This is a genomic window from Aeromonas sp. S15(2024) (assembly GCF_041402265.1).
Lineage (GTDB): Bacteria > Pseudomonadota > Gammaproteobacteria > Enterobacterales > Aeromonadaceae > Aeromonas > Aeromonas dhakensis.
Window position 1 is genome coordinate 13,019 of record NZ_JBGLQY010000002.1, and the last position, 24,634, is coordinate 37,652.

General features: G+C 62.0%; 20 protein-coding genes. 6 read left to right on the forward strand and 14 right to left on the reverse strand.

The annotated features are described in order from the left end of the window. Positions 1–269 precede the first annotated feature (269 nt). Together gltB and ACB033_RS04130 are read left to right on the forward strand one after the other, a co-directional pair. Positions 270–4,727 carry a glutamate synthase large subunit gene (gltB, locus tag ACB033_RS04125; RefSeq protein WP_139726024.1) on the forward strand — a complete coding sequence of 1,486 codons (4,458 nt, stop codon included), beginning with the start codon at positions 270–272 and terminating at the stop codon, positions 4,725–4,727. 12 nt (positions 4,728–4,739) lie between these two features. Then, positions 4,740–6,155, forward strand: coding sequence for an FAD-dependent oxidoreductase (locus tag ACB033_RS04130; RefSeq protein WP_019840289.1), 1,416 nt, complete (start codon positions 4,740–4,742; stop codon positions 6,153–6,155). Positions 6,156–6,376: 221 nt separating this feature from the next. On the opposite strand, the gene ACB033_RS04135 is transcribed toward ACB033_RS04130, so the two are convergent. From ACB033_RS04135 to soxR, 3 genes are all read right to left on the reverse strand, one after another. Continuing rightward, entirely contained in the window at positions 6,377–6,787 is a 411-nt protein-coding gene (locus ACB033_RS04135) for a nuclear transport factor 2 family protein (RefSeq protein WP_017766677.1), read from the reverse strand. Between the two features lie 10 nt (positions 6,788–6,797). Further along, on the reverse strand, positions 6,798–7,376 hold the full coding sequence (locus ACB033_RS04140) for an O-methyltransferase (protein WP_124250724.1): 579 nt from the start codon (positions 7,374–7,376) through the stop codon (positions 6,798–6,800). Between the two features lie 68 nt (positions 7,377–7,444). After that, positions 7,445–7,915 (reverse strand): redox-sensitive transcriptional activator SoxR, encoded by a 471-nt coding sequence (gene soxR, locus ACB033_RS04145; protein ID WP_139399386.1) that lies wholly within the window; start codon positions 7,913–7,915, stop codon positions 7,445–7,447. Between the two features lie 66 nt (positions 7,916–7,981). On the opposite strand from soxR, the gene ACB033_RS04150 reads away from it, so the two are divergent. Further along, on the forward strand, positions 7,982–8,980 hold the full coding sequence (locus tag ACB033_RS04150; RefSeq protein ID WP_371140353.1) for a questin oxidase family protein: 999 nt from the start codon (positions 7,982–7,984) through the stop codon (positions 8,978–8,980). A gap of 29 nt (positions 8,981–9,009) precedes the next feature. Here the strand turns inward: ACB033_RS04150 and ACB033_RS04155 are convergent, their stop codons facing one another. The 7 genes from ACB033_RS04155 to ACB033_RS04185 all read right to left on the reverse strand — a co-directional run bounded on the left by ACB033_RS04155 (position 9,010) and on the right by ACB033_RS04185 (position 16,159). Continuing rightward, a complete protein-coding gene (locus ACB033_RS04155; protein WP_005302566.1) occupies positions 9,010–9,444 on the reverse strand; it encodes a hypothetical protein in 435 nt (144 codons plus the stop codon). 64 nt (positions 9,445–9,508) lie between these two features. Next, positions 9,509–10,552 carry a M35 family metallo-endopeptidase gene (locus tag ACB033_RS04160; protein ID WP_017786182.1) on the reverse strand — a complete coding sequence of 348 codons (1,044 nt, stop codon included), beginning with the start codon at positions 10,550–10,552 and terminating at the stop codon, positions 9,509–9,511. 257 nt (positions 10,553–10,809) lie between these two features. Beyond that, positions 10,810–11,457 (reverse strand): DUF2913 family protein, encoded by a 648-nt coding sequence (locus tag ACB033_RS04165; protein ID WP_139726026.1) that lies wholly within the window; start codon positions 11,455–11,457, stop codon positions 10,810–10,812. 95 nt (positions 11,458–11,552) lie between these two features. Then, complete coding sequence (locus tag ACB033_RS04170) at positions 11,553–12,848, reverse strand: DEAD/DEAH box helicase (protein ID WP_005302574.1); 1,296 nt, start codon at positions 12,846–12,848, stop codon at positions 11,553–11,555. A 227-nt stretch (positions 12,849–13,075) separates the two neighbouring features. Further along, positions 13,076–13,609, reverse strand: coding sequence for a spermidine N1-acetyltransferase (speG, locus tag ACB033_RS04175; RefSeq protein WP_005302576.1), 534 nt, complete (start codon positions 13,607–13,609; stop codon positions 13,076–13,078). Positions 13,610–13,706: 97 nt separating this feature from the next. Continuing rightward, positions 13,707–14,357, reverse strand: a complete 651-nt coding sequence (locus tag ACB033_RS04180) for a DedA family protein (RefSeq protein WP_005302578.1) — start codon at positions 14,355–14,357, stop codon at positions 13,707–13,709. A 218-nt stretch (positions 14,358–14,575) separates the two neighbouring features. Beyond that, positions 14,576–16,159, reverse strand: a complete 1,584-nt coding sequence (locus ACB033_RS04185) for a CHASE4 domain-containing protein (RefSeq protein WP_139726027.1) — start codon at positions 16,157–16,159, stop codon at positions 14,576–14,578. A gap of 222 nt (positions 16,160–16,381) precedes the next feature. Here ACB033_RS04185 and ACB033_RS04190 point away from each other — a divergent pair, with 222 nt between their 5' ends. Next, positions 16,382–17,344 (forward strand): autotransporter domain-containing protein, encoded by a 963-nt coding sequence (locus ACB033_RS04190; RefSeq protein WP_139726028.1) that lies wholly within the window; start codon positions 16,382–16,384, stop codon positions 17,342–17,344. Positions 17,345–17,560: 216 nt separating this feature from the next. Here ACB033_RS04190 and ACB033_RS04195 read toward each other — a convergent pair whose 3' ends face one another. Next, the gene (locus ACB033_RS04195) at positions 17,561–17,932 is read right to left on the reverse strand and encodes a hypothetical protein (protein WP_139726029.1); all 372 of its coding nucleotides are present in this window, start codon (positions 17,930–17,932) and stop codon (positions 17,561–17,563) included. 416 nt (positions 17,933–18,348) lie between these two features. On the opposite strand from ACB033_RS04195, the gene ACB033_RS04200 reads away from it, so the two are divergent. Continuing rightward, positions 18,349–20,028, forward strand: coding sequence for a P-loop ATPase, Sll1717 family (locus ACB033_RS04200; RefSeq protein WP_371140354.1), 1,680 nt, complete (start codon positions 18,349–18,351; stop codon positions 20,026–20,028). 80 nt (positions 20,029–20,108) lie between these two features. On the opposite strand, the gene ACB033_RS04205 is transcribed toward ACB033_RS04200, so the two are convergent. From ACB033_RS04205 to ACB033_RS04215, 3 genes are all read right to left on the reverse strand, one after another. Further along, entirely contained in the window at positions 20,109–21,257 is a 1,149-nt protein-coding gene (locus ACB033_RS04205) for a DUF1615 domain-containing protein (protein WP_371140355.1), read from the reverse strand. A gap of 84 nt (positions 21,258–21,341) precedes the next feature. Next, complete coding sequence (locus ACB033_RS04210) at positions 21,342–22,856, reverse strand: MFS transporter (protein WP_139726031.1); 1,515 nt, start codon at positions 22,854–22,856, stop codon at positions 21,342–21,344. A 2-nt stretch (positions 22,857–22,858) separates the two neighbouring features. Beyond that, positions 22,859–23,887 (reverse strand): HlyD family secretion protein, encoded by a 1,029-nt coding sequence (locus tag ACB033_RS04215; protein ID WP_240041791.1) that lies wholly within the window; start codon positions 23,885–23,887, stop codon positions 22,859–22,861. Positions 23,888–23,994: 107 nt separating this feature from the next. On the opposite strand from ACB033_RS04215, the gene ACB033_RS04220 reads away from it, so the two are divergent. Next, positions 23,995–24,621 (forward strand): TetR/AcrR family transcriptional regulator, encoded by a 627-nt coding sequence (locus ACB033_RS04220; protein WP_139726032.1) that lies wholly within the window; start codon positions 23,995–23,997, stop codon positions 24,619–24,621. Positions 24,622–24,634: the final 13 nt, after the last annotated feature.

Here is a 24,634-nt window from a genome sequence, read left to right on the forward strand (position 1 = left end):
AACAAAACCCGACGCATCAGGATTTAATCTCGCAAAAATAAAAAACACCAGAGCAATATCTAATTACCACCCCATTTATCCTCGCACACCGAGATTTTGTTATGACATTGTAATAATGAAAACAGCCGGGATGTCCAATTGACCTTGCCGAAAAATCCCATTAGTTTGGAGATTCGCCACCTCAGGCGGACGGAACCACAAGAGCCAATCGCAATTTATGCAGTCTGTTGACGACAGCGCGATGCAAGGCCGAGCAAGGGAGAAATGCAATGTCACTATATGATCCAAAGCTGGAGAGGGATAACTGTGGCTTCGGCCTGTTGGCCCACATGGAAGGTGAAGCCAGCCACAAGCTTGTCCGTCTCGCGATGTCAGCATTGGCTCGCATGCAGCACCGCGGCGGTATATCCGCCGATGGCAAGACCGGCGACGGCTGCGGTCTGTTGCTGCAAAAACCCGACAGCTTCTTTAGAGCCGTCGCCGAAGAGAAGGGATGGCACCTGGGCCGCAACTACGCGGTCGGCATGCTGTTCCTCAACCCCGATCCCATCCTGGCCCAGGCCACGCGCGACATCATCGACGAGGAGCTGGAAAAGGAGACCCTGAGTCTGGTCGGCTGGCGCAAGGTGCCCATCGATACCAATGTACTCGGCTCCATCGCCAAGGCGTCCCTGCCCAGCATCGAACAGGTCTTTGTCAACGCTCCGCCTGGCTGGGTCGACAAGGATCTAGAGCGCCGCCTCTACATCGTGCGCCGCCGCATCGAGAAGCGCATCAGCGACGACTACTTCTATGTGGTCAGCCTCTCCAACCTGGTCACCGTCTACAAAGGGCTATGCATGCCGGTGGACCTGCCGCGCTTCTATCTGGATCTCGCCGACATCCGCATGCAGGCGGCCATCTGCGTGTTCCACCAGCGTTTCTCCACCAACACCAGCCCGCGCTGGCCGCTGGCACAGCCGTTCCGCTACCTCGCCCACAACGGCGAGATCAACACCATCGCCGGCAACCGCCAGTGGGCCAAGGCGCGCAGCTACAAATTCGCCACCCCGCTCATCCCGGATCTGCAAGAGGCCGCCCCCTTCGTCAACACCACAGGGTCGGATTCCTCCAGCCTGGACAACATGCTGGATCTCTTCCTGGCCGGCGGCATGGACCTGTTCCGTGCCATGCGCCTGCTGATCCCGCCTGCGTGGCAGAAGCACCCGAACATGGATGACGACCTGCGCGCCTTCTACGACTTCAACTCCATGCACATGGAGCCCTGGGATGGCCCGGCCGGCATCGTCATGACCGACGGCCGCTACGCCACCTGCGCGCTCGACAGAAACGGCCTGCGTCCGGCCCGTTACGTCATCACCAAGGACAAGTTCATCACGCTCGCCTCCGAAGTGGGCACCTGGGACTACACCCCGGACGAGGTGCTGGAGAAGGGCCGGGTCGGCCCGGGCGAGCTGTTCGTGGTGGATACCAGCAACGGCAAGATCTGGACCAGCTTCGAGATCGACGACGACCTCAAGAGCCGCCACACCTACAAGCAGTGGATGGACAAGCACTGCAAGCGGCTGGTGCCGTTCGAGCAGATGGATGACGCCAGCACCGGTGCCCGCGAGTTCTCCGACGAGCAGCTGAAAACCTATCAGAAGCTGTTCGGCTACTCCTATGAGGAGCTGGATCAGATCATCCGGGTACTGGGTGAAAACGGCCAGGAAGCGGTAGGCTCCATGGGGGATGACACCCCGATGGCGGTGCTCTCCTCCAGCCAGCGCACCCTGTACGACTACTTCCGCCAGATGTTCGCCCAGGTCACCAACCCGCCCATCGATCCGCTGCGGGAGAACCACGTGATGTCGCTGGCCACCTGTATCGGTCGCGAGCAGAACGTGTTCAACGAGACTTTCGGCCACGCCCACCGGGTGTTGTTCCAGTCGCCGATCCTGCTCTACTCCGACTTCCACCAGCTGTTGGCCCTGGAAGGGGAGCACTATCGCCATCAGGTGATCAGCCTCAACTTCAGACCCGAAGAGGGGTTGGAAGCGGCCATCCTGCGCGTCTGTGAAGAAGCCAAGGCTGCCGCCAAGGCTGGTACCGTGCTGCTGGTGCTCTCGGATCGGGACGTCAGTGCCGACACCCTGCCCATCCCGGCCGCCATGGCGGTGGGGGCGGTGCAGCGCACCCTGGTGGACAACAACCTGCGCTGCGACGCCAACATCCTGGTGGAGACCGCCAGCGTGCGCGACCCGCACCACTTCTCGGTGCTGCTGGGCTTTGGCGCCACCGCCATCTACCCCTACCTAGCCTACGAGACCCTCGCCAAGCAGGTAGAAGAGGGCGTGCTCAAGATGAGCCTGCGCCAGGCCATGCTCAACTACCGCAACGGCATCAACAAGGGGCTCTACAAGGTGATGTCCAAGATGGGCATCAGCACGGTGGCCAGCTACCGCTGCTCCCAGCTGTTCGAAGCGGTGGGCCTCTCCAAAGCCGTGGTCGAGATGTGTTTTCGCGGCGTATCGAGCCGCATCCAGGGTGCCGATTTTGTCGACATCCAGCAGGATCAGTTCAACCTGGCCCGCCAGGCCTGGCTGGCCCGCAAGGCCCTCACCCAGGGCGGCCTGCTCAAATTCGTCCACGGCGGCGAGTACCACACCTACAACCCGGACGTGGTGCAGACCCTGCAAGTGGCGGTGCGCTCCGGCAACTATGCCGACTACAAGGAGTACGCGCGCCTGGTGAACGAGCGCCCGGTCGCCACCCTGCGCGATCTGCTGGTGCTCAAGAAAGAGACCACACCGGTGGCGCTGGATCAGGTCGAGCCTGCGGCCAGGCTGTTCCCCCGCTTCGACTCCGCCGCCATGTCCATCGGCGCCCTGGGGCCGGAAGCCCACGAGGCCCTGGCCATCGCCATGAACCGCCTCGGCGGTCAGAGCAACTCCGGCGAAGGTGGCGAAGATCCCAAGCGCTTCGGCACCGAGAAAAACTCCCGCATCAAGCAGGTGGCATCGGGTCGCTTCGGCGTCACCCCCCACTACCTGATGAACGCGGACGTGGTGCAGATCAAGGTCGCCCAGGGCGCCAAGCCCGGCGAGGGTGGCCAGCTGCCCGGTGACAAGGTGACGGCCCAGATCGCCAAGCTGCGTTACTCCGTGCCCGGCGTGACCCTGATCTCCCCGCCGCCACACCACGACATCTACTCCATCGAGGATCTGGCCCAGCTCATCTTCGACATCAAGCAGATCAACCCGAACTGCCTGGTGTCGGTCAAGCTGGTCTCCGAGCCCGGCGTCGGCACCATCGCCTGCGGCGTGGCCAAGGCCTATGCGGACTTCATCACCGTCTCCGGCTACGACGGAGGCACAGGTGCAAGCCCGCTTACCTCGGTCAAATACGCCGGTTCCCCCTGGGAGCTGGGCCTGGCCGAAACCCAGCAGGCCCTGGTCGCCAACGGCCTGCGCCACAAGGTGCGCCTGCAGGTGGATGGCGGTCTCAAAACGGGTCTGGACATCATCAAGGCGGCCATCCTCGGCGCCGAGAGCTTCGGCTTCGGTACCGGCCCCATGGTGGCGCTCGGCTGCAAATACCTGCGCATCTGCCATCTGAACAACTGCGCCACCGGCGTCGCCACCCAGGATGAGAAGCTGCGCCGCGAGCACTTCACCGGTCTGCCGGAGATGGTGATGAACTACTTCAAGTTCATCGCCGAGGAGACCCGCGAGCTGATGGCCGAACTCGGTGTCACCAAGCTGACCGACCTCATCGGTCGCACCGACCTGCTGGCAGCCCTGCCCGGCCTCACCGCCCGTCAGGCCAAGCTGGACTTGTCCGGCGTCCTGGCCCGCCCGGTAGCACCGGAAGGCTCCAGCCTGTTCAGCCAGCAGCACAACCCCACCTTCGACAAGGGGCCGCTGAACCTCAAGATGGTGGAAGACCTTCTGGAGGCCGTCGAGAACATGAGTGGCGGCGAGTTCCGCTACGACATCCGCAACACCGATCGCTCCGTGGGTGCGCGCCTCTCCGGCGAGATCGTCAAGCGCCATGGCAACCAGGGGATGGCTGCGGATCCGGTTCGGGTTCACTTCAACGGCACCGCAGGCCAGAGCTTCGGCGTCTGGAACGCAGGCGGTCTTGAGATGATCCTCACCGGGGATGCCAACGACTACGTGGGCAAGGGGATGACCGGCGGCAAGCTGGTGATCAAGCCCCACGTCGGCGTGGCGTTCAAGTCCCACGAGGCGGCCATCATCGGCAACACCTGCCTCTACGGCGCCACTGGCGGCAAGCTCTATGCGGCCGGCACCGCCGGCGAGCGCTTCGCGGTGCGCAACTCAGGGGCGCTCGCGGTGGTCGAGGGGATTGGCGACAACGGCTGTGAATACATGACAGGCGGTATCGTCACTGTGCTCGGCGAGACCGGCGTCAACTTCGCGGCGGGCATGACAGGGGGCTTCGCCTACGTGCTCGACGAGTGCGGCAGCTTCGCAAAGCGCACCAACCCCGAGCTGGTCGAGCTGCTGGAGGTGGCGGATCTCGCCATCCACCAGGAGCACCTGCGCGGCATCATCACGGCGCACCTCAACGAAACCGGCAGCTCGCGCGCCGAGGAGATCCTGGCCAATTTCGACTCCTATGTGCCCAAGTTCAGGCTGATCAAACCCAAGTCCAGCGACGTCAAGTCCCTGTTGGGCCACACCAGCCGTTCCAGTGCAGAACTCAGAATCCAGGCGCAATAAGGAGGGAACCCTATGAGCCAGAACGTATTCCAGTTTATCGACGTCCAGCGGGTCGACCCGCCCAAGAAGCCGCTCAAGATCCGCAAGATCCAGTTTGTGGAGATCTACGAGTCCTTCAACCAAGCCCAGGTCGGCATGCAGGCGGATCGCTGCCTCGACTGCGGCAACCCCTATTGCGAGTGGAAGTGCCCGGTGCACAACTACATCCCCAACTGGCTGAAACTGGCCAACGAGGGGCGCATCCTGGAGGCGGTGGAACTCTCCCACCAGACCAACAGCCTGCCGGAGGTGTGCGGCCGCGTCTGCCCGCAGGATCGTCTGTGCGAGGGTGCCTGCACCCTCAACGACAGATTCGGTGCCGTCACCATAGGCAACATCGAAAAATACATCACCGACAAGGCGTTCGAGATGGGCTGGCGCCCTGATCTCTCCAAGGTGGTGAAGACCGGCAAACGGGTCGCCGTCATCGGCGCCGGTCCCGCGGGCCTCGCCTGTGCCGACGTGCTGGCACGCAATGGCGTGACCCCGGTGGTGTTCGACAAGTATCCGGAGATAGGCGGCCTGCTCACCTTCGGCATCCCCTCCTTCAAGCTGGAAAAGGAAGTGATGCAGCGCCGGCGCGAGATCTTCGAGGGGATGGGGGTGGAGTTTCGCCTCGAGACCGAAGTGGGCCGTGACGTCACCTTCGCCGACCTGCTTGGCGAGTTCGATGCGGTCTTCCTCGGGGTCGGCACCTACAAATATATGAAGGGCGGCTTTGCCAACGAAGAGGCGCCGGGGGTTTACGACGCCCTGCCCTACCTCATCTCCAACGCGAACCGCTTGCTGGGCTTCGAGAAGGCGCAAGCCGATTACATCGACTTCGCCGGCAAGCAGGTGGTGGTGCTGGGCGGTGGTGACACCGCCATGGACTGCGTGCGCACCGCCATCCGTCAAGGGGCCGATCGGGTGATCTGCGCCTACCGCCGCGACGCCGAGAACATGCCAGGCTCCAAGCGGGAGGTGAAGAACGCCCAGGAGGAGGGGGTGGAATTTATGTTCAACCTCCAGCCCATCGGCGTGGAGCTGGACGCCCATGGCCGTACCTGCGGCATCAAGGTGGTGAGCACCGAGCTTGGCGCCCCCGATGCCAACGGCCGCCGCAATCCTGTCGTGATCGAAGGTTCCGAGCAGGTGCTGGCTGCCGATGCGGTGGTGATGGCGTTCGGCTTCCAGCCCAACCCCCAGCCCTGGATGGCGGAGTACGGCATCGAACTCGACGGCCGGGATCGCATCAAGGCGCCGGAGCAGGCCGAGTACGCCTTCCAGACCAGCAACCCCAAGGTGTTTGCCGGTGGCGACGCGGTGCGCGGCTCGGATCTGGTGGTGACCGCCATCTACGAGGGTCGCAAGGCCGCCGAAGGGATCATGGACTATCTGGCCGTATAACCCGCCATCCCTGACCTGTACCAACTAACAAACAGCCCCGCTTATGCGGGGCTGTTGTTTTATGTTTGTCGCAAACCGCGATGCAATACCGGGAACACCCTAGCCAGGTCATGTCGGGGAGGCGCCTGGAGATCATGAAAAAGGGGACATGAGGCAGGCGGCGGGATGGTCACGGCACATCATGAACGACTCCGCTGGCGGTAGCGCGCCAGCGGAGGGGATCAGGCGGGTTGCGGCTCCCGCGGTATGGTGGTGACCCAGTGACGACGCCAGTGCGGCGCCTCGTAGAGATCGGGCCAGAACTCGGTCTGGTGCCAGATGGCATTGCCGCGCACCGTGTGAAAGGTGATGGCGCGTGCCTCCACTTCACCGTCGGTGATCAGCACTTCGGTCACCACTTCCCGCCCCTGCTCCAGCAGGCGGACGACGTCGAAGTTCCAGGGCCCGGCCGCCGGATAGCGCCGGTTGATCTCGACGAAGTTGCTGCGCCCCTCGATCCGTTCCCCCGACTGGGGCCAGTCGCAGATGAAGTCTTCACACAGCCAGCGGGCTGCCTTGGCAAAATCATTGCTCTGCATGGCCTGCCAGTAGGCCTCCACCACCGCTCTTGGTTCCATGGTCTTGTTTTCCATGCCAGCCCTCCTACAGACGCACCACCAGCCACTCCCCCTTGCCCACCGGCACCAGCGAGGTCGCGAAGGCCGGATCCTGCTCCACCTCTGCCATCCACTCGGCCAGCTCCTCCCGATGGGAGACGGCATTGTCCACCACCAGCAGGCCGCGGGGGGCCAGCAGGCGCTGGATCTCGGGCCACCAGGCCTGGTAATGGCGGCGATCGGAGTCGAGGAAGATAAGCTGATAAGCGGCCTTCGGCAGGGTGGGCAGCAGGGTGCCTGCGTCCCCTGCCAGCTGCTCAATCCAGGCGTCGAGCCCGGCGCGCTCAAAGTTGGCGGCCGCCATGGCCCGTTTGCCCTCGTCCAGCTCTATGGTGGTGACCCGGCCCCCCAGCCGTTTCACTGCTTCAGCCAGCCAGAGGGTGGAGTAGCCGTTGGAGGTGCCTATCTCCAGCACCGCCTGCGCCCCTCTCGTCTGGACCAGCACCGCCAGCAGTTCGCCGGTGTCGCGGGTAATGTTGAGCATCTTGCTACCACGGGAGTGTTGTGCGCCGTCGTGCCGCTCGCCAAACAGCTCCAGCTCCCGTTTCAGTTGTTCCAGTGCCATGTCTCCTCCTTGACGGTGTAAACGAGTCGGCCCGGTGCATGGCATGGCTGGGCCGACCCCGATGTTCATCATGTGACTGCCTGTTCGTCATCCGGGGGCGTATCCCCCAGCAGGTAGCGAGGGCCGCTGCCAAGGGCGGCGGCCTGATCATCCGGATTGTAAAGTGCGCAGTGCTCGAGGGAGAGGCAGCCACAGCCGACACAGGCGCCGAGCTTCTCCTTGAGCTGCTGCAGGGCCGCGATGCGCCGATCGAGCAGCCCCTGCCACTGGCCGGCAATCCCGATCCAGTCGCTGCGATCCGGGGTGCGCCCCTCGGGCAAGCCGGCCAGGGCCTCGCCTATCTCGCCAAGGCTCAGTCCCATGCCCTGCGCCACCCGGATGAAGGCGATGCGACGCAGCACATCCTGCGGATAGAGCCGCTGCCCCCCGTCGCTGCGCACGCTGCGGATCAGCCCCTTCTGCTCGTAAAAGCGCAGGGCGCTGGCCTTGACGCCGGAGCGTTTGGCTATCTGGCCGATGGCCAGCCATTTGCGTTCCATCGCCACGCTTGACCTCAAGTTAGCTTTAACTTGCACAATCCTGTCTCCCCTCATGAAAGGAGTCAAATGATTATGCATCATCTTCATCAACTGCTCGATGCCAACCAGGCATTTGCCCTCAATGGTCGCGGCACCACCAACCACTGCCCGATGGCGCTGCACGCCCTGCATGAGATGGGCGCCAGCCCAGTACGGCTGCAGCGTTTCTTTGCCCACTGGCAGGCCAATCATGCCCTGCCGGGGGGTGAACAACAGCAGGGGTATGAAAAGGAGATGCAGTTTGTCCGGCTGCGTCAGCAGTTGGCAGCACGGCTGGCCGACGAGGGATGGCTGCCCGCCTTTGGCGACCTGCTGGAGCAGGGGCTCTCCCCGGCAGGCGGCGCCTTTCATCCGCTGATCCGCCTGGCCTGCGCGCTGGAAAATGGCCACCTGGGAGAGCAGGCCGCCGCCCTGGCTGCCTGGCAATGCAGTCCCTTGCGGGTGCCGGCCGGGCAGGGAGCACCGGTGCAGGATATCGACGACCTGCTGAGCGTACTGACGCAGCAGTGGGAAGGGTCGCGCTGGCAGGGCGAGTGGATCACCGAGCGACTGCGGCAGGTGACGGATGCGCCGACCTGGGCGGCGGGATTGCCGGGCGGGCTCCCGTCATCCTCGGATCTGCTGGTGCAGCTAGCCGACGCGGCCCTCGCCCTCTACTGGCAGACCGGCAACTTTACCGTGCTGCACATGGTGACCGGCAGCCGCGCCGCCGCCATCGTCGCCCGCCATTTGCCCGCGTCATGGCAAGGGTGCTGGCAGACCCTGATGTGGCAGGCGGTGGCGGCCGCCTATGTCACGGTCGGCGCACCGTCACTGCAAAGGCCGGTCTGGCCCGATACCGGCAAGCTGGCGTGGCAACACGTGCTGGCCAGCGCGGTGGAGAGCCTCGACGATCATGTGATCAAGCTGGTGCACTGCTGCTGGCGGGAAGGGCTCGCCAGGCCTTTGCTGGCGGAGCGTTATCTGGCGGTAGCTGCCCGTGCAACGGATCTGCTGGCACCCCTTAGCAGGCCGGATGCCATCTAAGGGCTGGGCTCCACAGGATGGGGCCGCCCCTAGGAGGCGGGCAGCCGGGTGAAGTGAATGACGGGGCAGCGGGGAGCCACGCCCCGGGTCAGGGTCAGCGGCTGGGCACGGTAACTCAGCCGGTAGCTGCCGGGCCGGGAGAGATCGTAGACCAGGGTCAGGTCCGCGTCGGCCTGACTCTGCTGACCAGCCCCCAGCAGGAAGAAATCCTCGGCGCCCGGGTTGCCCCGTTTGGCCAGCGGGCCCTTGTAGGGCAGCGGCTGTTCATCGAGGGTGAGATCGATGGCATCGGCAAACCAGCCTTCGAACGGCGTGAACCAGCTCAGTACCTCGAGCGGCCCCTCCCCCCGGTTGGTCAGGGTCATCACCAGCGGCAGCGGCTCGTTGACCCGGCTTTGTGCCTTGACCGACAGTTCGCACTGCAGGGGGGCCAGCGCCAGGGTGGTGAGCAAGAGTGTCATCATGGTCGCTCCTTCCTGTGACAAACGACATGGACAAAAAGGGGCCTTGCGGCCCCCGGTCGGCAAATCAGTTTTCGCTCGGCGTGTTTTCGGCGAAGTACTCGTGGTTGTCGGCGTTGTTGAGCGCCTTGACCGGATCCGTCTTCGCCAGGTTGCGGGCATTGGCCTGACCGTAACCCAGATCGTCGGTGCCCGCCACCACATTGAAGTGGCTCAGCTCGTGAACAATGGTGCCGGCACGGGAATCAGTCCCGCTGACCGGTGCGGTCCAGAAGCTCTTGCACAGGTAGACCTTGTAAGGCTGATCCGGATAGACATAGGCAAAGTAGCTCTGCTTGCAACCGCAGTCGAAGGTGAGCGGCTTGTTATCGATGGCATCCTTGATCTTGCTGAAGTGGGTCTCGGCCTGATCCCAGCGCGACGCATCATAGGCGCCAAACCAGCTGCGGTAACGCTGGCCATCCGGCTTGTCCACCGCCAGGTAGCTGCTGGAGTTGTTGGTGATGCCGCTGGCGGCATCGAGCGCCGCCAGGATGTCGCTCTTCTGGGTGTTGGTGCAGCGGCCGCTGAAACTGACCGAGGCGGTCACCGCCTGCGGCTCGACCAGGGGAGCCGCCTTGGCCAGCACCCGTTCGTCGCTCACCCCTTCCACCCACAGGGTCACGGCATTGGACTCGCTCGCCTGGGCCTGCTTGGCCTTGGCGGCTTTCGCCTCTTGTGGCAGCGTCGGCAGCAGATAGCGGATGCTGTACTGGCCCTGGGCGCTCATGTCGTAGAGACCGGAGACTTCAGCCTGCACCGTCAGGCTCTGGCCGGCCTTGAGCAGCTGGAAGTCCTTGTCGGTCGGGGCAGCCCGCTTGATCAGGGCCCCCTCGTAGCTGACCGGCTGGCCGTCCCGCTCCACCAGGAACAGGGGGGCATCCTCGCTGCCCGGCAGTTGCCATTTGAGCAGGCGAACCGGTTTGTCCCCTGTGTTGGTCAGGGTCAGGTTGACGCGCACGTCGTCGCTGCTGCCATCCACCAGGGTGAGCTTGGCATCGAGCCCGGCGGCGCAGAGCGGAGAGGCCAGCACGCCGGCCAGCAACAGGGCAATGGGAGTCGCTTTCATCATGTTTCCTCATTCATTGAGTGTCGCCTTGTCAGGCGGTTTGCTTCCTTCAAGGCCCTCTTTGGGGCTCAACCACCCTAGAGCAGTTTTTTTCCGCGACCATCCCACCATATGGGTGACGCCCCCCAGGATAGGGGGAGCGTCGGGCATCCCTCGCTGCTGCGACAACAATCGCGGCCCCTCCCCCTTGCCTCTTGTCTGCGGCGGATTGTACCCATAAAAAACCCCGGCACCGGGCCGGGGTCTCAGACAAATGGCACTCACTCTTTGCAAGAGCCCGCCAGCAGGGCCAGCGCCGGCAGCGCATTGCCCGGCACCAGCCGGTAGGCCTTGTGGTGCTTGACCAGGGAGGTCTTCTTGTTGCCCTGGCTCAGCAGCAGGCCGTGGGTGAAGGCGCCTTGCGCCAGTCGGGCCTCGTCGCCGCGCACATAGAGGGTGAGCGGCTTGACCAGCTCACCCGCCTCGATATGGCCCTGATATTCGCTGGCACTGATGATGAGGCTAGGCTGACCGCCCGATTGCAGGCGCAGCTTGGCGCTCACCTCGCTGTCGGTGATCACTAACCAACCCTCGGCCACGAGCTCGGCCAGCAGGGCCGCCAGCTTGCTCCCCAGCTGCAGTGGTTCACATGTGGCCCGCTCATACTGGCGAATGATCCGCTCAAGCAGCCCCTTGAGATCGGCGCCGGCCCCCAGGGTGCGGCCCAGCTGCACCCACTCTTTCAAATCTTCCATCACCAGCCGGGAGAAGCGTTTCTCCTTGAGGGATTCCGCCATCCAGCTGCAGAGAAAGTGGCTCTCTTGCGCCGGGGTGCGCTTGCCAGCCTTCTGCTCGGCGGTACGGGCCAGTTCGGCCAGGCTCTGGCCGGCCATCTCGAGCAGGGCCTGATTGTAGGTGGGAGAGGTCATAAGCAATCCTTCAGTCGACCACCACGGGTCAACACCGATGACAGAGAAGGCAAAGGCGCCAGTGGCGCCTTTGCGGTTCAATAGAGCGTGCGCCCTTATTTAGGCTGACGCGGCTTCTTGGCGGCCGCCAGGCGCTTGAGGCGCTGACCCTGCAGCTTGGACTCAGCCATGGCCTGGGCGGCGGCATTGTCTTCACGCTGGGGGCGCTTGCCGAAACGACGGCGCTCCTGCAGCTGCTTGATCAGCTCGTCGCGGCTGCTCACCTCGTAGCCCGGCACCATGATGCGGCGGATCTTCTGGCCGATCAGCGCCTCGATCTCCAGCAGGGTGCGCTCTTCTTCACGGCTGACGAAGGAGATGGCCATGCCGCTCTTGCCGGCGCGACCGGTACGGCCGATGCGGTGCACATAGTCTTCGGCGAGGAACGGCAGATCATAGTTGACCACGTATTCGAGGTTCGGGATGTCCAGCCCGCGCGCGGCCACTTCGGTGGCTACCAGCACCCGCAGCTTGCCTTCGCTGAATTCGCGCAGGGCGCGGCGACGGCTGCCCTGGGCCTTGTCGCCGTGCACCACGGCGGACTTGATGCCATCGAGGTTCAGCTCCTCCACCAGCTCGTCGCAGCTCTCGCGGGTGCTGGCGAACACCAGTACCTGCTGCCAGTTCTGCTTGCCGATGAGTTCGGAGAGCAGCTCGCGCTTGCGCTTCTGCTCCACCGGGTAAACGGTGTGACTGACGGTGTCGGCAGTGGAGTTCTGCTTGTTGACGGCCACCACCTGCGGCTTGTCCAGCATCAGGTTGGCCAGCTTTTTCACCGCCTCGGAGAAGGTGGCGGAGAACAGCAGGTTCTGGCGGGTCTTGTTGACCGCCTGCAGGATCTTCTGCACATCGGCGCTAAAGCCCATGTCGAGGATGCGGTCCGCTTCGTCCAGCACCAGGGTCTCGACCCCGGAGAGGCTCAGGTTGCAGGCGGTGAGATGTTCGAGCAGACGGCCCGGGGTCGCCACGATAATGTGAGCGCCCGCTTTCAGCCGCTTGGCCTGCACGTCCTGCTTGCCGCCACCCACGATGGTGAGGGTGGTGATATCCAGATACTTGGCGAAGTCATTGATGTTGCTCGCCACCTGGGCCGCCAGCTCGCGGGTCGGGGTCAGGATCAGTACCCGGGCGTTGGAAGGCTGTACCGGCGCCGGATTGTCCACCAGTCGCTGCAGGATCGGCAAGGCGAAGGCGGCGGTCTTGCCGGTGCCGGTCTGGGCGCTGGCCAGCAGGTCACGGCCACGGCGCACGGCCGGGATGGCCTGGCTCTGCACAGGGGTCATCTCCTGATAACCGCACTCTGAGATGGCGCGCAAAATCTCGGGGGCAAAATCGAACGATTCAAATCTCATAATGGGTTCCTGTGTTCCAGCGGGACTGTGGCTGGCCTGGTTGGCTCGGCATGAGCAAGAAGTCGGCTATGACCACCGACGGCTGTGCCTGACATCAAGTCAGAGAGTGGCCGGAAAATGGCGGGCGCGAAGTGTAACAGATAGGCGGCGCAAATTCTGCCTCAAAAACGCCCCTTTTCACGGCATCCCGGCTCGCCCCCCATGGGCCGGTCCGGGCTGGCTCCAGCTTAGCCTCCCCGCCCGTTTCTGACCTGGAAATCGCGCTGGAACAGGCACATGCGGATGGCGGTGCGGTAGTGGCCATCGATGAAGAACTCCTCTTTGAGCTCCCCTTCCGGCTCGAACCCCAGCGCCTGATAGATGTGGATGGCCCGGGCGTTGTCCCGATCGACGATGAGATAGAGCTTGTGCAGGTTGAGCACGTTGAAGGCGTACGTCATCGCCTTGAGGGTCGCGCTCCTGGCATACCCCTTCCCCTGATGGGCGGGGGCGATGATGATCTGGAATTCGGCGCGGCGATGGATGCTGCGAATGTCCACCAGCTCCACCAGCCCCACCTGGTTGCCTGCCACCTCGAGGATGAAGCGGCGCTCATGCTGGTCGTGGATATGCTTGTCATAGAGCTGGGCCAGCTCCATGTAAGCCTCGTAAGGCTCCTCGAACCAGTAGCGCATGATGCTGGCGTTGTTGTTGAGCTGATGAACGAACTTGAGATCCTCGCGCTCGAGGGGACGAAGGGTCAGGGTGTCGGGGGATGACATAAGGTACCTGCTTGCAGATTGGAAGGGCGCCGGCCAGCCCAAGGGGGCGGCGCCATGACATGAAGAGGGGAGAAACAGAGGCAAGGCCCCTGCCCCCTTAGCGGATGCGGTTGGTCGGTCGCTTGAGCAGACGGATGGCGATGGCCGCCATGGCGATGATGAAGAGGCCGAGCGAGGTCACCAGCAGACACTTGGTCAACAGCTCGTGGTGCTGGGCGAACACCGGGGTCGCCATCACGAACTTGCCCACCAGGCTCAATACCAGGGCCCAGAGGAAGGCGCTGGCGAAGCTGGCGATCATCACCCGTGGCAGATGCAGGCGCGAGACCCCCATCAGCATGGGCGTCAACACCCGCACGAACGGCACGAAGCGGGAGGAGAACATGGCCCAGAAGCCGTAGTTGTGCAGCAGGCGAGAGGCCCGTGGCAGGCTGCCATCCGGGATCATCCGCTCCACGTGGCCCATGAAGGAGGTGCCGTGCAGCGCCTGGCCCTGCACGTAGGCGATGAGGCTGCCAAGCCCGGCGGCAAGCGGCATGTAGAGCAACGTCACCTCGGGGCCGAGCACCCCCATGCCCACCAGGCCGCCGGCCAGCAGCACCAGGCTGTCGCCGGGCAGGGGCAGGAACACGAAACTCGATTCGAGAAACAGGATCACCACCAGGCAGGTGACGAGCAGACCCACGGCCTGCATCTGGATCAATTGGTCAAAGTCCTGTTGCCATATGGCAAGCAGCATCTCCTGCATCTGGTGACTCCCATCAACTTCATGAGGTGGCCCGACGGCCTCCGGTGCGGCAGACCCTCCCCTGTCGCCAACCCCTCTCTTCCCTGAGGGTGGCCCGTTATACACCCGGCCAAGTGAACAAGAAATTAATACAGGTCACGGATAGGCGAGATAATCGGCTGCGGGCCCTAAAAAAATGAGGCCCGCATCTGTCGTGCGGGCCCCGGCCATCCAGGTACTCAGCTGTATTTGAGCCGCTGCAGCTTGGTGAGGGTGAGCAGGGTCTGGGCCGAGAGATCGCACACCGACAGCACGAAGGCGAGCTCGTCCGGGTGCCAGACCTCCTCCAGCCTGGCCCGCTCGGCGATGATGAAACCGAGCAGCTCATCCCCGTGCTTGAGGGGGGCCATCAGAATGGTACCGGAGAGCCCCTCCAGCCCGAGCTGGGCCAGCATGGCGCCAAAGCGGGTCAGATCGTAGGGCTCGCGCAGGATGAGGCAGGGCTCGTGCTCGGGCTTGGAGGATTCGTAACGCCCCTGGATCAGCGCATAGGGCAGGTGAAATCCCTGCTGATGATGGAGCTTGGGCAGGAAGAAGAGATCCTGGCAGTACATGGATTGCCTGTCTTCGGCGCTGAACCAGACGCTGGCCCGCACCGCCCCGGTGCCGGCGCAGATCGCCTCGTTGATGTGACGGGCGGCCTGGCCCGGATCCTCGCCGGTCAGCAGATCGCTCTTGGCCAGGTGAATGAGGGCGCCATGCTGCAGCTTCTGGCGGGCTTCGCTGTCGGCCTGCTGCTGGCGCAGACTGTCGAGATGATCGAGCATCCGATTGCAGTCGACGGCCACCTGGGAGATCTCGTCACTGCCCTCCACCAGCAGGCGGCGCACCGCGCCGTCCTCGCCGATGAGCCGCAGATTGGCACTCAACCGCTGCAGGCGGGCGGCGATATAGCCGTTGAGGATCAGCAGCACCAGGCCACCAAACAGCAGTACCCCCAGGCTCAGCAGCCAGAAGATGCGCCGCTCGACGGCCTTGCCCTCCAGCATCAGATCCCGTGGCAGGGTGAAGCGAAAGATCAGGGGATCTTCCTCTCGCAGGGTATCGATCTGGGCCAGGGTGAGCAGCCGCTCCTCCTGCGGCAGGATCAGGCTGTCATTGGCCCTGAGCCTGGCCAGGGTGGTGACCCCCAGGCTGGTGGCCAGCTGCTGCGGACTGAGAAACGAGAGCGACAGATTGGTGCGCTTTTGCAGCTGATGAACCAGTCGGGTATTGAAAGCCTTGAGCAGCAGCAGGGTGCCGCGGCTCGGCCCCTCCCCCTCGCTGGACAGGATCTGGGTGGCGGCCAGCAGGTAGTAGCGCTCCCCGTCGAACCAGATGCCGCCATTGGGCTTGAGGCTGCCGTAGCGCACCAGATAGTCGGTGAGCGGCGCGAGCTCGTCCGGCGTCTGCGCCAGCAGCTTGCCGCCGTGATAGGCAAAGGCCACCTGCGGCTGCTTGTCGGCGTCATAAAGAGCCACCAGATCCACCGCCAGGGTCTCGAAGGTGCGGGCGTTGAGGTTGGCCGCCAGATAGGCGGGATCCCGGCTCGCCATGTAGGCGTAGGTGTCATCCCACTCGGACCAGTCCTGCCCCAGGATGGTCAGCTGATCCAGTTCGGCCTGCACCACGGCCCTGACCCGCTCGCGGTTGCGCTCCACGCTCAGGCGCTCCAGCTCGCCGAACTTGTTGCTCACCACATAATGGAGGCCGACATAGCCGACCCCCAGCAACAGCAGCAGCGTCAGCACTATGGTCAGCGTAATCTTGCGGCTGATCTTCATCTTTACCCACACTCCCGAACAGGTGACCCATTGAGTTTAATGGATTTTGCCTCGCCATCCGCCTTGTGTGCGAAAAACCTCGCCAGGGCGCTCAGCCCTTCGCCGCGGGGAGAAAACGTCGCCTGGAAAGGTTCATTCGACTCGGCATATGAGCTGCCAAGCCAGCCAAAAATCGCTACAGTGTAACCGTGCCTCAGCGCAAGAGGCGTCACGGAGCCCGCCATGCTCATACCACTCGTTCACCCGCTGCGCAGCGCCCTGCTGCTCACCCCGCTGCTTGGCCTCGGCCAGCCGGCCATAGCCGAGGAGGAGTCGCGGGTGCAACAGCGCGCCAATGCGGTGGTCTCCTTGATGACCTTCACCGTGGTGCCCGACATCACCGCCAGCAACATCAACATCGGCAGCGGCACCAATCAATCCTCGGCCCTCAACATGACCCAGGTCGGCGGCGGCGCCACCATGAGCGAGAGCGTACCGGTTTATCTGGAAGGGACCCTGGGATTCAGCCGCTACGATCCCCAGTTCGTGATCAGCAACGGCAGCGAGAGCCGCACCCTCCCCACCAAGTGGAACAGCCTGACGGCCACCGGCGGGATCGGCTGGGACATAGGGCTGCACCGGGACAGACACGGCGGCAACCTGGTGCTGCGCCCCATCGGCAACGTGACCCTCGGCACGGTGGCGAGCGATCTGCGCATCGGCAACTGGCTGCTGGGTCAGTACACCGGCAAGAACCTCGACTTTCTCGATGGCGGCCGGCTCGACGTCTATGGCCTCGGCGGCGCCATGATGCTGGACTACGAGCTCTTCTCCCCCGTTCAGGACATCGACGCCGAGCTGCGCTACTCCTATCAGCACCTGCAGAGTTTTGGCGGCACCGCCGCCAGCGTGACCGGCCAGGCCAACGCCGAAAACCTCGGCCTCTATCTGCGCCGCCGCGCCCCCATCGGCAGTCTGACGCTGCTGGGCAAACCCGTGCGCTACGTGCTGGAGGGGGCCCGTACCGAATATCTGGGCGAGCAGCGCGGCCTGCTCGGCTTCAACTCCCTCAACTCCCTCGGCCTCGGACTGGAGCTCGACAGCAGCAAGTACGATATCTTCGTCACCCGCACCCGGCTGGTGGCCCGCTATATGTTCAGCCACAACACCAGCGGCTATGGTGTCGGGCTGGCGATGAGTTTCTAGGCCAACCCTTCATTTATTTGCCTGCGCCGCTGGCTCCGCCATGGATCCAGCCACCACGGCGACAACATCGGGCTGGCGATGCACCTCCAGGCCAACCCCTGCATTTATTTGCCTGCGCCGCTGGCTCCGCCATGGATCCAGCCACCACGGCGACAGCATCGGGCTGGCGATGCACCTCCAGGCCAACCCCTGCACTTATTTGCCTGCGCCGCTGGCTCAGGGCATTGTGCCGCCTTCCTCGTCAAAAGTGGCGGCCAGGGACACCAAATAGACCGTCATGCCCCGCTGGCTATCAGACACACCGCCTATCACTTTTGCCGGCCCCGGAGAGAGGAAAACCTGGTTGCTGAGCTCGCGCCGCTCGCCACTCTTGCCCAGTTGCAAGATGGTGATGTGGTAGACACCCGCGTCCTGACTATCGCGTGTCACCTTCACCCGCTCCCCCCCTCTTTCGAACTGCCACACGGGGCCACCCTGGGCAGGGATCTCGATGTAACGGCTTTGCGCTGACAGTGGCTGCACGGTCAATTCCGTCGCACTCGCGGCAGAGCCAGCGAGCAGCAGGCTAAAGAGTATGGCGTTTGTCATGATGACTTCCTTCCCGGTTCATATGGTATTGCCGTGGCACAAGGTAAACGGGTTGCCAGCAGGCAACCCGCTCTTGCTTTACAAAAAGGTGGCAATCCTAACCAGTTTTCATCGCATAGCACAGGGGGCCTCCCTCAACGCGGCTCCCTACGCCAGGCTGTCGCTACCAACCACTTGATCCCCCTCGCACTTTTTCATCATTGAGTGATTTAACATCGCCAGATGACCCTGTATAAAAAGAGAACGCCCTTACCTGCTGCGGCAACCCCATAGTGCTGTACACCACCTGTAGGGGATAACAACAAGGGGAAACCAGTTCTGGGGATGCAGTGAATACCCTATATGCAAACGCACTTTACCGTCGCCATGAAAGCTGTATTTAGCGGCATTTCATAACTTTTTAATAGGTATGAATGATGAACACAGCAAAAAACAGTAACAAAATTATTATTAGACAAAATTTGCAGATTGGTGATTTAGATGCAGAAACCGATACTAGCCTACTTGATTCTTGTTTTATTGATAAAGGCTATATCGAACAACTATGTAATGTGCACAGCCCAAAATCAATAATTTTAGGAAGGACTGGTGCAGGTAAGAGTGCAATTCTCTACAAAATATCTCAAACTGCAGAAAAAAATATAAAGATAGACCCCAATGATATTTCCGTGCGATTCCTTGAATACTCAGACATAATTCAATTCATGAATACTATTGGTGTAAATTTAGATCTTTTTTATAGATTACTATGGAGACACATTCTGATTGTTGAAGTACTTAAAATAAGATACGACATAAAGAATGACCTAGATAACAGAAACTTCCTTGACAATATTACAAATTTCTTTAGGAAAGATGAAATAAAGAAGAAAGCCATTGAATACTTTAGAGAGTGGGGGGATAAATTTTGGTTAGACACCGACGAACATTTAAAAGTAATCACGCGAAAACTTGAAAATGATACAAAAGCGACATTGGGAGTTAAATATAATAATGTCGACCTTAATTTACAGGGAGCCAAAAAGCTTAGTGATGAGGAGAAGACCGAAGTAAAACAACGGGCTAGTCAAATTGTAAGTGGCTTGCAAATCAAAAAACTAAACGAAATGCTAGAACTATTGTCAGTCCATTCTTTCAGTGATCCTCAGAAAAGATTTTATATATTAATAGATCAGCTAGATGAGCACTGGGCCAATACTGAAACACGATGCAGGTTCATTAGAGCACTTATTGAGGAAATAAAAACATTTAGAAATTTACAAAATGTAAAGATTATAGCTGCGATGAGAAAAGATCTGCTTGATTTGGTTTTTGATATGACTAGAAGCCCAGGATTTCAAGAGGAGAAGTATGAATCCTATATACTTCAAATCCATTGGGACAAAGGTGAACTAAGAGAGCTTATTGAAAAAAGAATAAATGAGGTTTTTCGAAAACAATATACAAGAGAGCAGGTATCCTTTGATGATATATTTCCCTCTGCCAAAAAAGGGAAAGATCAAACATCCGCAGACTTCATTCTTGAGAGAACACTACATAGACCTCGAGACGTATTGCAATTTATAAATGAATGTTTTAAGGCCGCTTACGGAAGAGACTGTGTATCATGGCGTGCAATATATGCAGCAGAAGCTCAATACTCTGAAAAAAGACTAAAGTCATTGAAGGAGGAATGGGGTGAAATATACCCGTCCTTTGATGATACTGTAGAAATATTACGTGGTCTTCCACATACATTTACTCGCTCTATTCTTAGCGGTGCTCGCTTAGAGAATGTCATATCTGACCTATGCGTACAAAACAATAATGACCCATGTGTCACCTCATCCAAGGAGTATTTAGAAACAACTGGAGAAACAAAGCTTACAGAAGTATTGAATAAAATGCTGGTCTGTCTTTATCATGTAGGTGCAATAGGGATAAAAATGAGCTCTCTTAGTACGTTCATTTGGTCTTTTCTAGACCAAACCTCTGTATCAAGGGGTGAAGTTAAGAGAGCGCAGCAATTGAAAATACATAAAATGCTATATCGTTCTCTAGATGTTGAGGTCGATGGACATACAAGATTTGATGCTATAGATGATGATAGTTTTTAACTATAAATTTCATTTTTCTCTAAGCTCTTTAGATTCAGTAACAAAGGCGGCCAATTGGCCGCCTTTGTTACTTTTAGCAATCAGCGGATCGTCGCCATCTTCTGCACGCAGCGCTGTTCGCGTTCATCCACCCGCTTGGCAAACCAGGCGGTGGTGAGGTTGCGGGTGATCTTGGGGCTTTTCAACTGGATGCCGGGCAGGATGGCGCGCGGCTGTCGTTTGCCCGCTTTCTGGTCTGCCAGCGTGAACACACGATGATAGAGGTCGCTCTGGCCAAATTCAGCAGTATCGCCGAGCTTGAGGCTCTGGTGGATGGCCTGCTTGCTCATGCTGAGCTGGCCGGCGATGGCATGAACCGCGAGCTCGGTTTTGCCGGGCAGATCGGAGCCGTAGCGAATGAGATCCCCGTCCAGCGCCAGGTTCTTGCCGCTTAGCCGGCTCACCGCGGCCTGGAAGGCGGCATTGCGGCTCGCGTACCAGCCCGCATTGAAGTCGGCGAAGCGGTAGAGGGTGTCGGGGTAGTCGGCCGGGTAGCCGAAGATGTGCTTGGTGCCGAACCAGATGCCGCCGCGACGGGTGAACACCTCATGGCGGATGGAGTCCTTGACGGGATAGGGGTAGCCGCGGGCGTTGGCCTCGGCAAAGGCGACGCTCACCTGCATGGGGCCGCCGGTACGCACCGGGTTCATGTTGCCAAAGAGCTGCTTGCCCATGGGCACTGTGCCTATCATGTCCTCGAAGATCTCGCTCATCTCCCGCTCGGTACGCAGCTTGTCGATGCGCTCGGCGTAAGTTTTGCCGGTCGGGGATTTGATGGAGAGCGCGGTGCGCACCATGAACTCGGGGATGAGCAGCTTGCCGGCCCGGGCGTTGATCTCCTTCCAGGCTATCTTGCCAAGACCGGGGACCACGGGATCGGCCTGGTAGGTAGCCTCCTGCTCGGCCACCGCCAGCACGGTGCAGACGTTGTGATCGCTCACCGTCAACTTCTGGGTGCTGAGGGCCGTCACCACGTCGTTGGCCCAACCCGGCTTGTCCGGCACCTGCTTGGGCAGGAAGCGCACGATGCGAGTCTTCATGTCGGCCGGTTTCTGTGGCTGCATCGCCTTGGGGACAGGGCGTCCCGCCGGGGTTGCCGGGCTGGTCGGTGCAGGCGGCTCGCTGGCACAACCGGCGAGCAGCAAGGCAAGAGAGAGGGCGGCCAGCGGCAGGCATGGCAATCGGGTCATCGGGGGCTCCCAGTCGGGCGCCGGCAGGCGGCGCGAGAAACAAACCGCGCCATTGTAGAGGAGCACCGCCGCCCGGTGTACCCCCTATTGCCCTTGCTGCGACTTGTGGTGGGCCCAGCGCATGGTGCCAATCACCACCGGAATGAGAAACGCCAGGGTAAACAGGAACCACTGCACATTGTTGATCCCGGCCACCGCCATGGCCTGGGTGTGCAGCGGCTTGGCGAGCAGGGCCGGGGCGGCCTCCTGCCCCAGGGTAGCGGCGGCCTGCTGATAGTCGAGGAAGGCCTGGCTGGCGCTGTTGTAGTGCTCCCCCAGCCGGTTGACGGCCTGGCTCGTCTCCTGATGCATCAGGTGCGAGAACTGGGCGACCGCCAGCAGGGAGCCGAGGTTGCGGAACAGGTAGAACCAGGCCACCCCCTCGTCGAGATAGACCCGCGGCAGGCTGCGCAGCACGTGCACCGTGAGGGTAATGTTGAGGATGCCGACGGCCACCCCCTTGAGCAGCATGGCCGGCCAGAAGTCATCGAAGCCGCTGCCGGCGCTGCGCCCGGTGAGCAGGCAGCAGGCGGTGAGCATCAGTGCGATGCCGATGGGGATCACCTTCTCCGGATCCCGCGCCGGGTTCGTGGTGGCGTAGAGGGCGATCAGCAGGCCCACCAGCATGCCGGCAAAGCCCACCAGCTCCATACGACCGAGTTCGACGTGGCTGTAACCCATGGCCTGGGTGACATAGACAGTGACCAGCTGGTTGGTGCCGAGGATGACGAAGCCGGCCATCACCGCATCCAGCATGCCCGCCTTGCACAGGGGGGCGGCCAGCAGATCGGGGCGCAGGTAGGCGCCGCGCCCCCAGCGCCGGCGCAGTGCCAGCACCGTCAGTCCGCCGAGGCCGAGCAGCAGCCAGCCCAGGGTCACCAGATGGGGCGCCTGGAACCAGTCGAAACGCTCGCCGCGCAGCAGCAGGTAGGTCAGGCCGCCGATGAAACCGCTCAGCAGCAGCGCCTGCAACAGGTTGAAGCGCAGGGGAGCGCGTTCGCCGCGCGCAAACCAGGGGCCGAAGCGGGTCCAGTAGAGCAGGGCCAGAAACACCGGCACCTGCGCCGCGAAGGCCCAGTGCCACAGGTTATCCTCGGCCAGATGGGCCAGCAGCAGCGGGTAGAGCCCCATGGGGATCAGCACGACGCCAAGCAGCATGGCCCCCTCGACCAGGGCGATGGCCCGATAGCCGAGCCCCCGCAGCACCAGGCCGTGGGCCACCAGCAGCAGCAAACTGGCCGACACCCCGTGTCCCCACCAGGCAAGCAGTTGCGGCGCCGGTTGCCGACACAGGCAGGCAAGCAGGGCCGCGACGAGGCCAATCAGGGCGCCCAGCCGGGTCATGTTTCGATAACCCAGCCGGCGTGCCAGCCAGGCCGCCAGCGGCAGCGTCATCAGCTGGCCCATCATGTTGAGCGTCTTGAGCCAGCTCGCCTCATCCCCGGAGAGGCCGAGGGCACCGGCAATCTCGGCCGCCCCCGTGCTGTAGACCTCCCCCGTGATCCCCTGGGGCAGCAAGAGCAGCAGGGTCAGCACCAGCAGTTGGGGTATGCGCAGCATGATCAGCCCCGCCCGCCGACGGCGATCGCCACCTCGGCCGAGAGGCCGGGCACTACCCGACCGCGCAGCTCGCTTGGGATGTCGAGGGCGATCTTGACCGGCACCCGCTGTACAATCTTCACGAAATTGCCGGTCGCGTTGTCCGGCGGCAGCAGGCTGAAGCGCGCGCCTGTGGCCGGCGAGGCGCCGATCACGTGGCCGCGCAGCGGGCGCTCAGGGAAACTGTCGAGCCTCACCTCCACCGCCTGGCCGGGCAGGATGTGGGTGATCTGGGTCTCCTTGTAGTTGGCCTCCACCCACACATCGTCCACCGGCACTATGGCCAGCAGGTTGGTCCCCTTGGTGACGAAGCGCCCCTTGCGCACGCTGCGATTGCCGACCACGCCGCTGATGGGGGCCCGGATCTGGGTGTCTTCCAGGCTCAGGCTGGCCAGCTCGAGGGCGGCGCGGGCCTGATCCCGCTGTGCCAGCCGCTGGGCACGCTCGGTCTGCAGGGAACCCAGCTGGCGTTTGGCGCTGGCGAGCCCAAGGCGGGTCGCCTCCAGGCTGGCGTTGGCCTGGCGCATCCGGGTGCGCTGGGCGTCGGCGCTCGATTTGGCCACCAGCTTCTTGCCGAGCAGGTTGTCATAGCGCGCCCACTCGGCGCGCTGAAGCTCCGCATCGGCCTGAGCCGCCTCGATGCGCGTTGCCGCCTCCCCGATGCCGATCTCCTGCATGGCGATGCGCTCGCGCACGTTGGCCAGCGCCGCCTCGGCGGCGGCCAGTGCACCCTCCGCCTGGGTCTTGAGGGCCTGGTAGTCGCGCGCATCTACCTCCGCCAACAGATCGCCGGCGAGCACGAACTGGTTGTCGGCGACATGAACCCGGGTCACCACGCCGGCTACCTCGGCGCTGATCTGGGCTATCTCCCCCTGCACGTAGGCATTGTCGGTGACCACCTCCCCCGCGCGGGGCATCAGGTAAACATAGAGACCGGCCACGGCCCCCAGCAGCACCAGGGCCACAGCCCCCTTCTTCATCGTCGCTTTCATCTTCACTCCGCACATGATACTGTACTGTACAGTACAAAATCATAGAGAGCGTCGTGGACGGTGACAAGCCCCCGACGATAAAAAATGTACCGAGGAGTACTGTAACTATGCGTCCATCGAGTCTGGAGAAGCGCCAACGCTACCTGGCGAGCGCCATCGAGCTGTTTCTGGAGCAGGGCTATGACAACACCAACATGGCGCAGTTGATCGAGCGCTGTGGCGGCTCCAAGCTGACCCTGTACAACTACTTCGGCGACAAGCAGGGGCTGCTGCGGGCCGTGGTGGCCGAACTGACCGAGCCCTCCGGCGAGGCGCTGACCCTGCCGCTGCCCGACGCGCGCCCGCCGCGCCAGCAGTTGATGAGCTTCGCCGTCAACTACCTGCACTTTGTCTACGATCCGCGCCGCCTCAAGCTGTGTCGCCTGGTGATGACCCGGGTGCACAAGGACCCCGATCTCATCCGCTTCTTCCTCGAGCGCAGCGCCTACCACTCCCAGAGCGTGCTCGGCACCTTCCTCAAGGCGCTCGACCGCCAGGGCACATTGCACTTCGACGATCCCGATCTGGCCTGCGAGCAACTGCTCGGGGCGCTGCGGGGCAACAGCCACTTCGAGGCCCTCTACGCCGACACCATCCCGAGCCCCGCCGAGATGCGCCGCAGCGCCGAGTCGGCGGTGGATGCCTTCCTCGCCGGCCACAGCCGCCATCCGGTTGAACCGGGCAGACACCAATAAAAACGCCACCTTG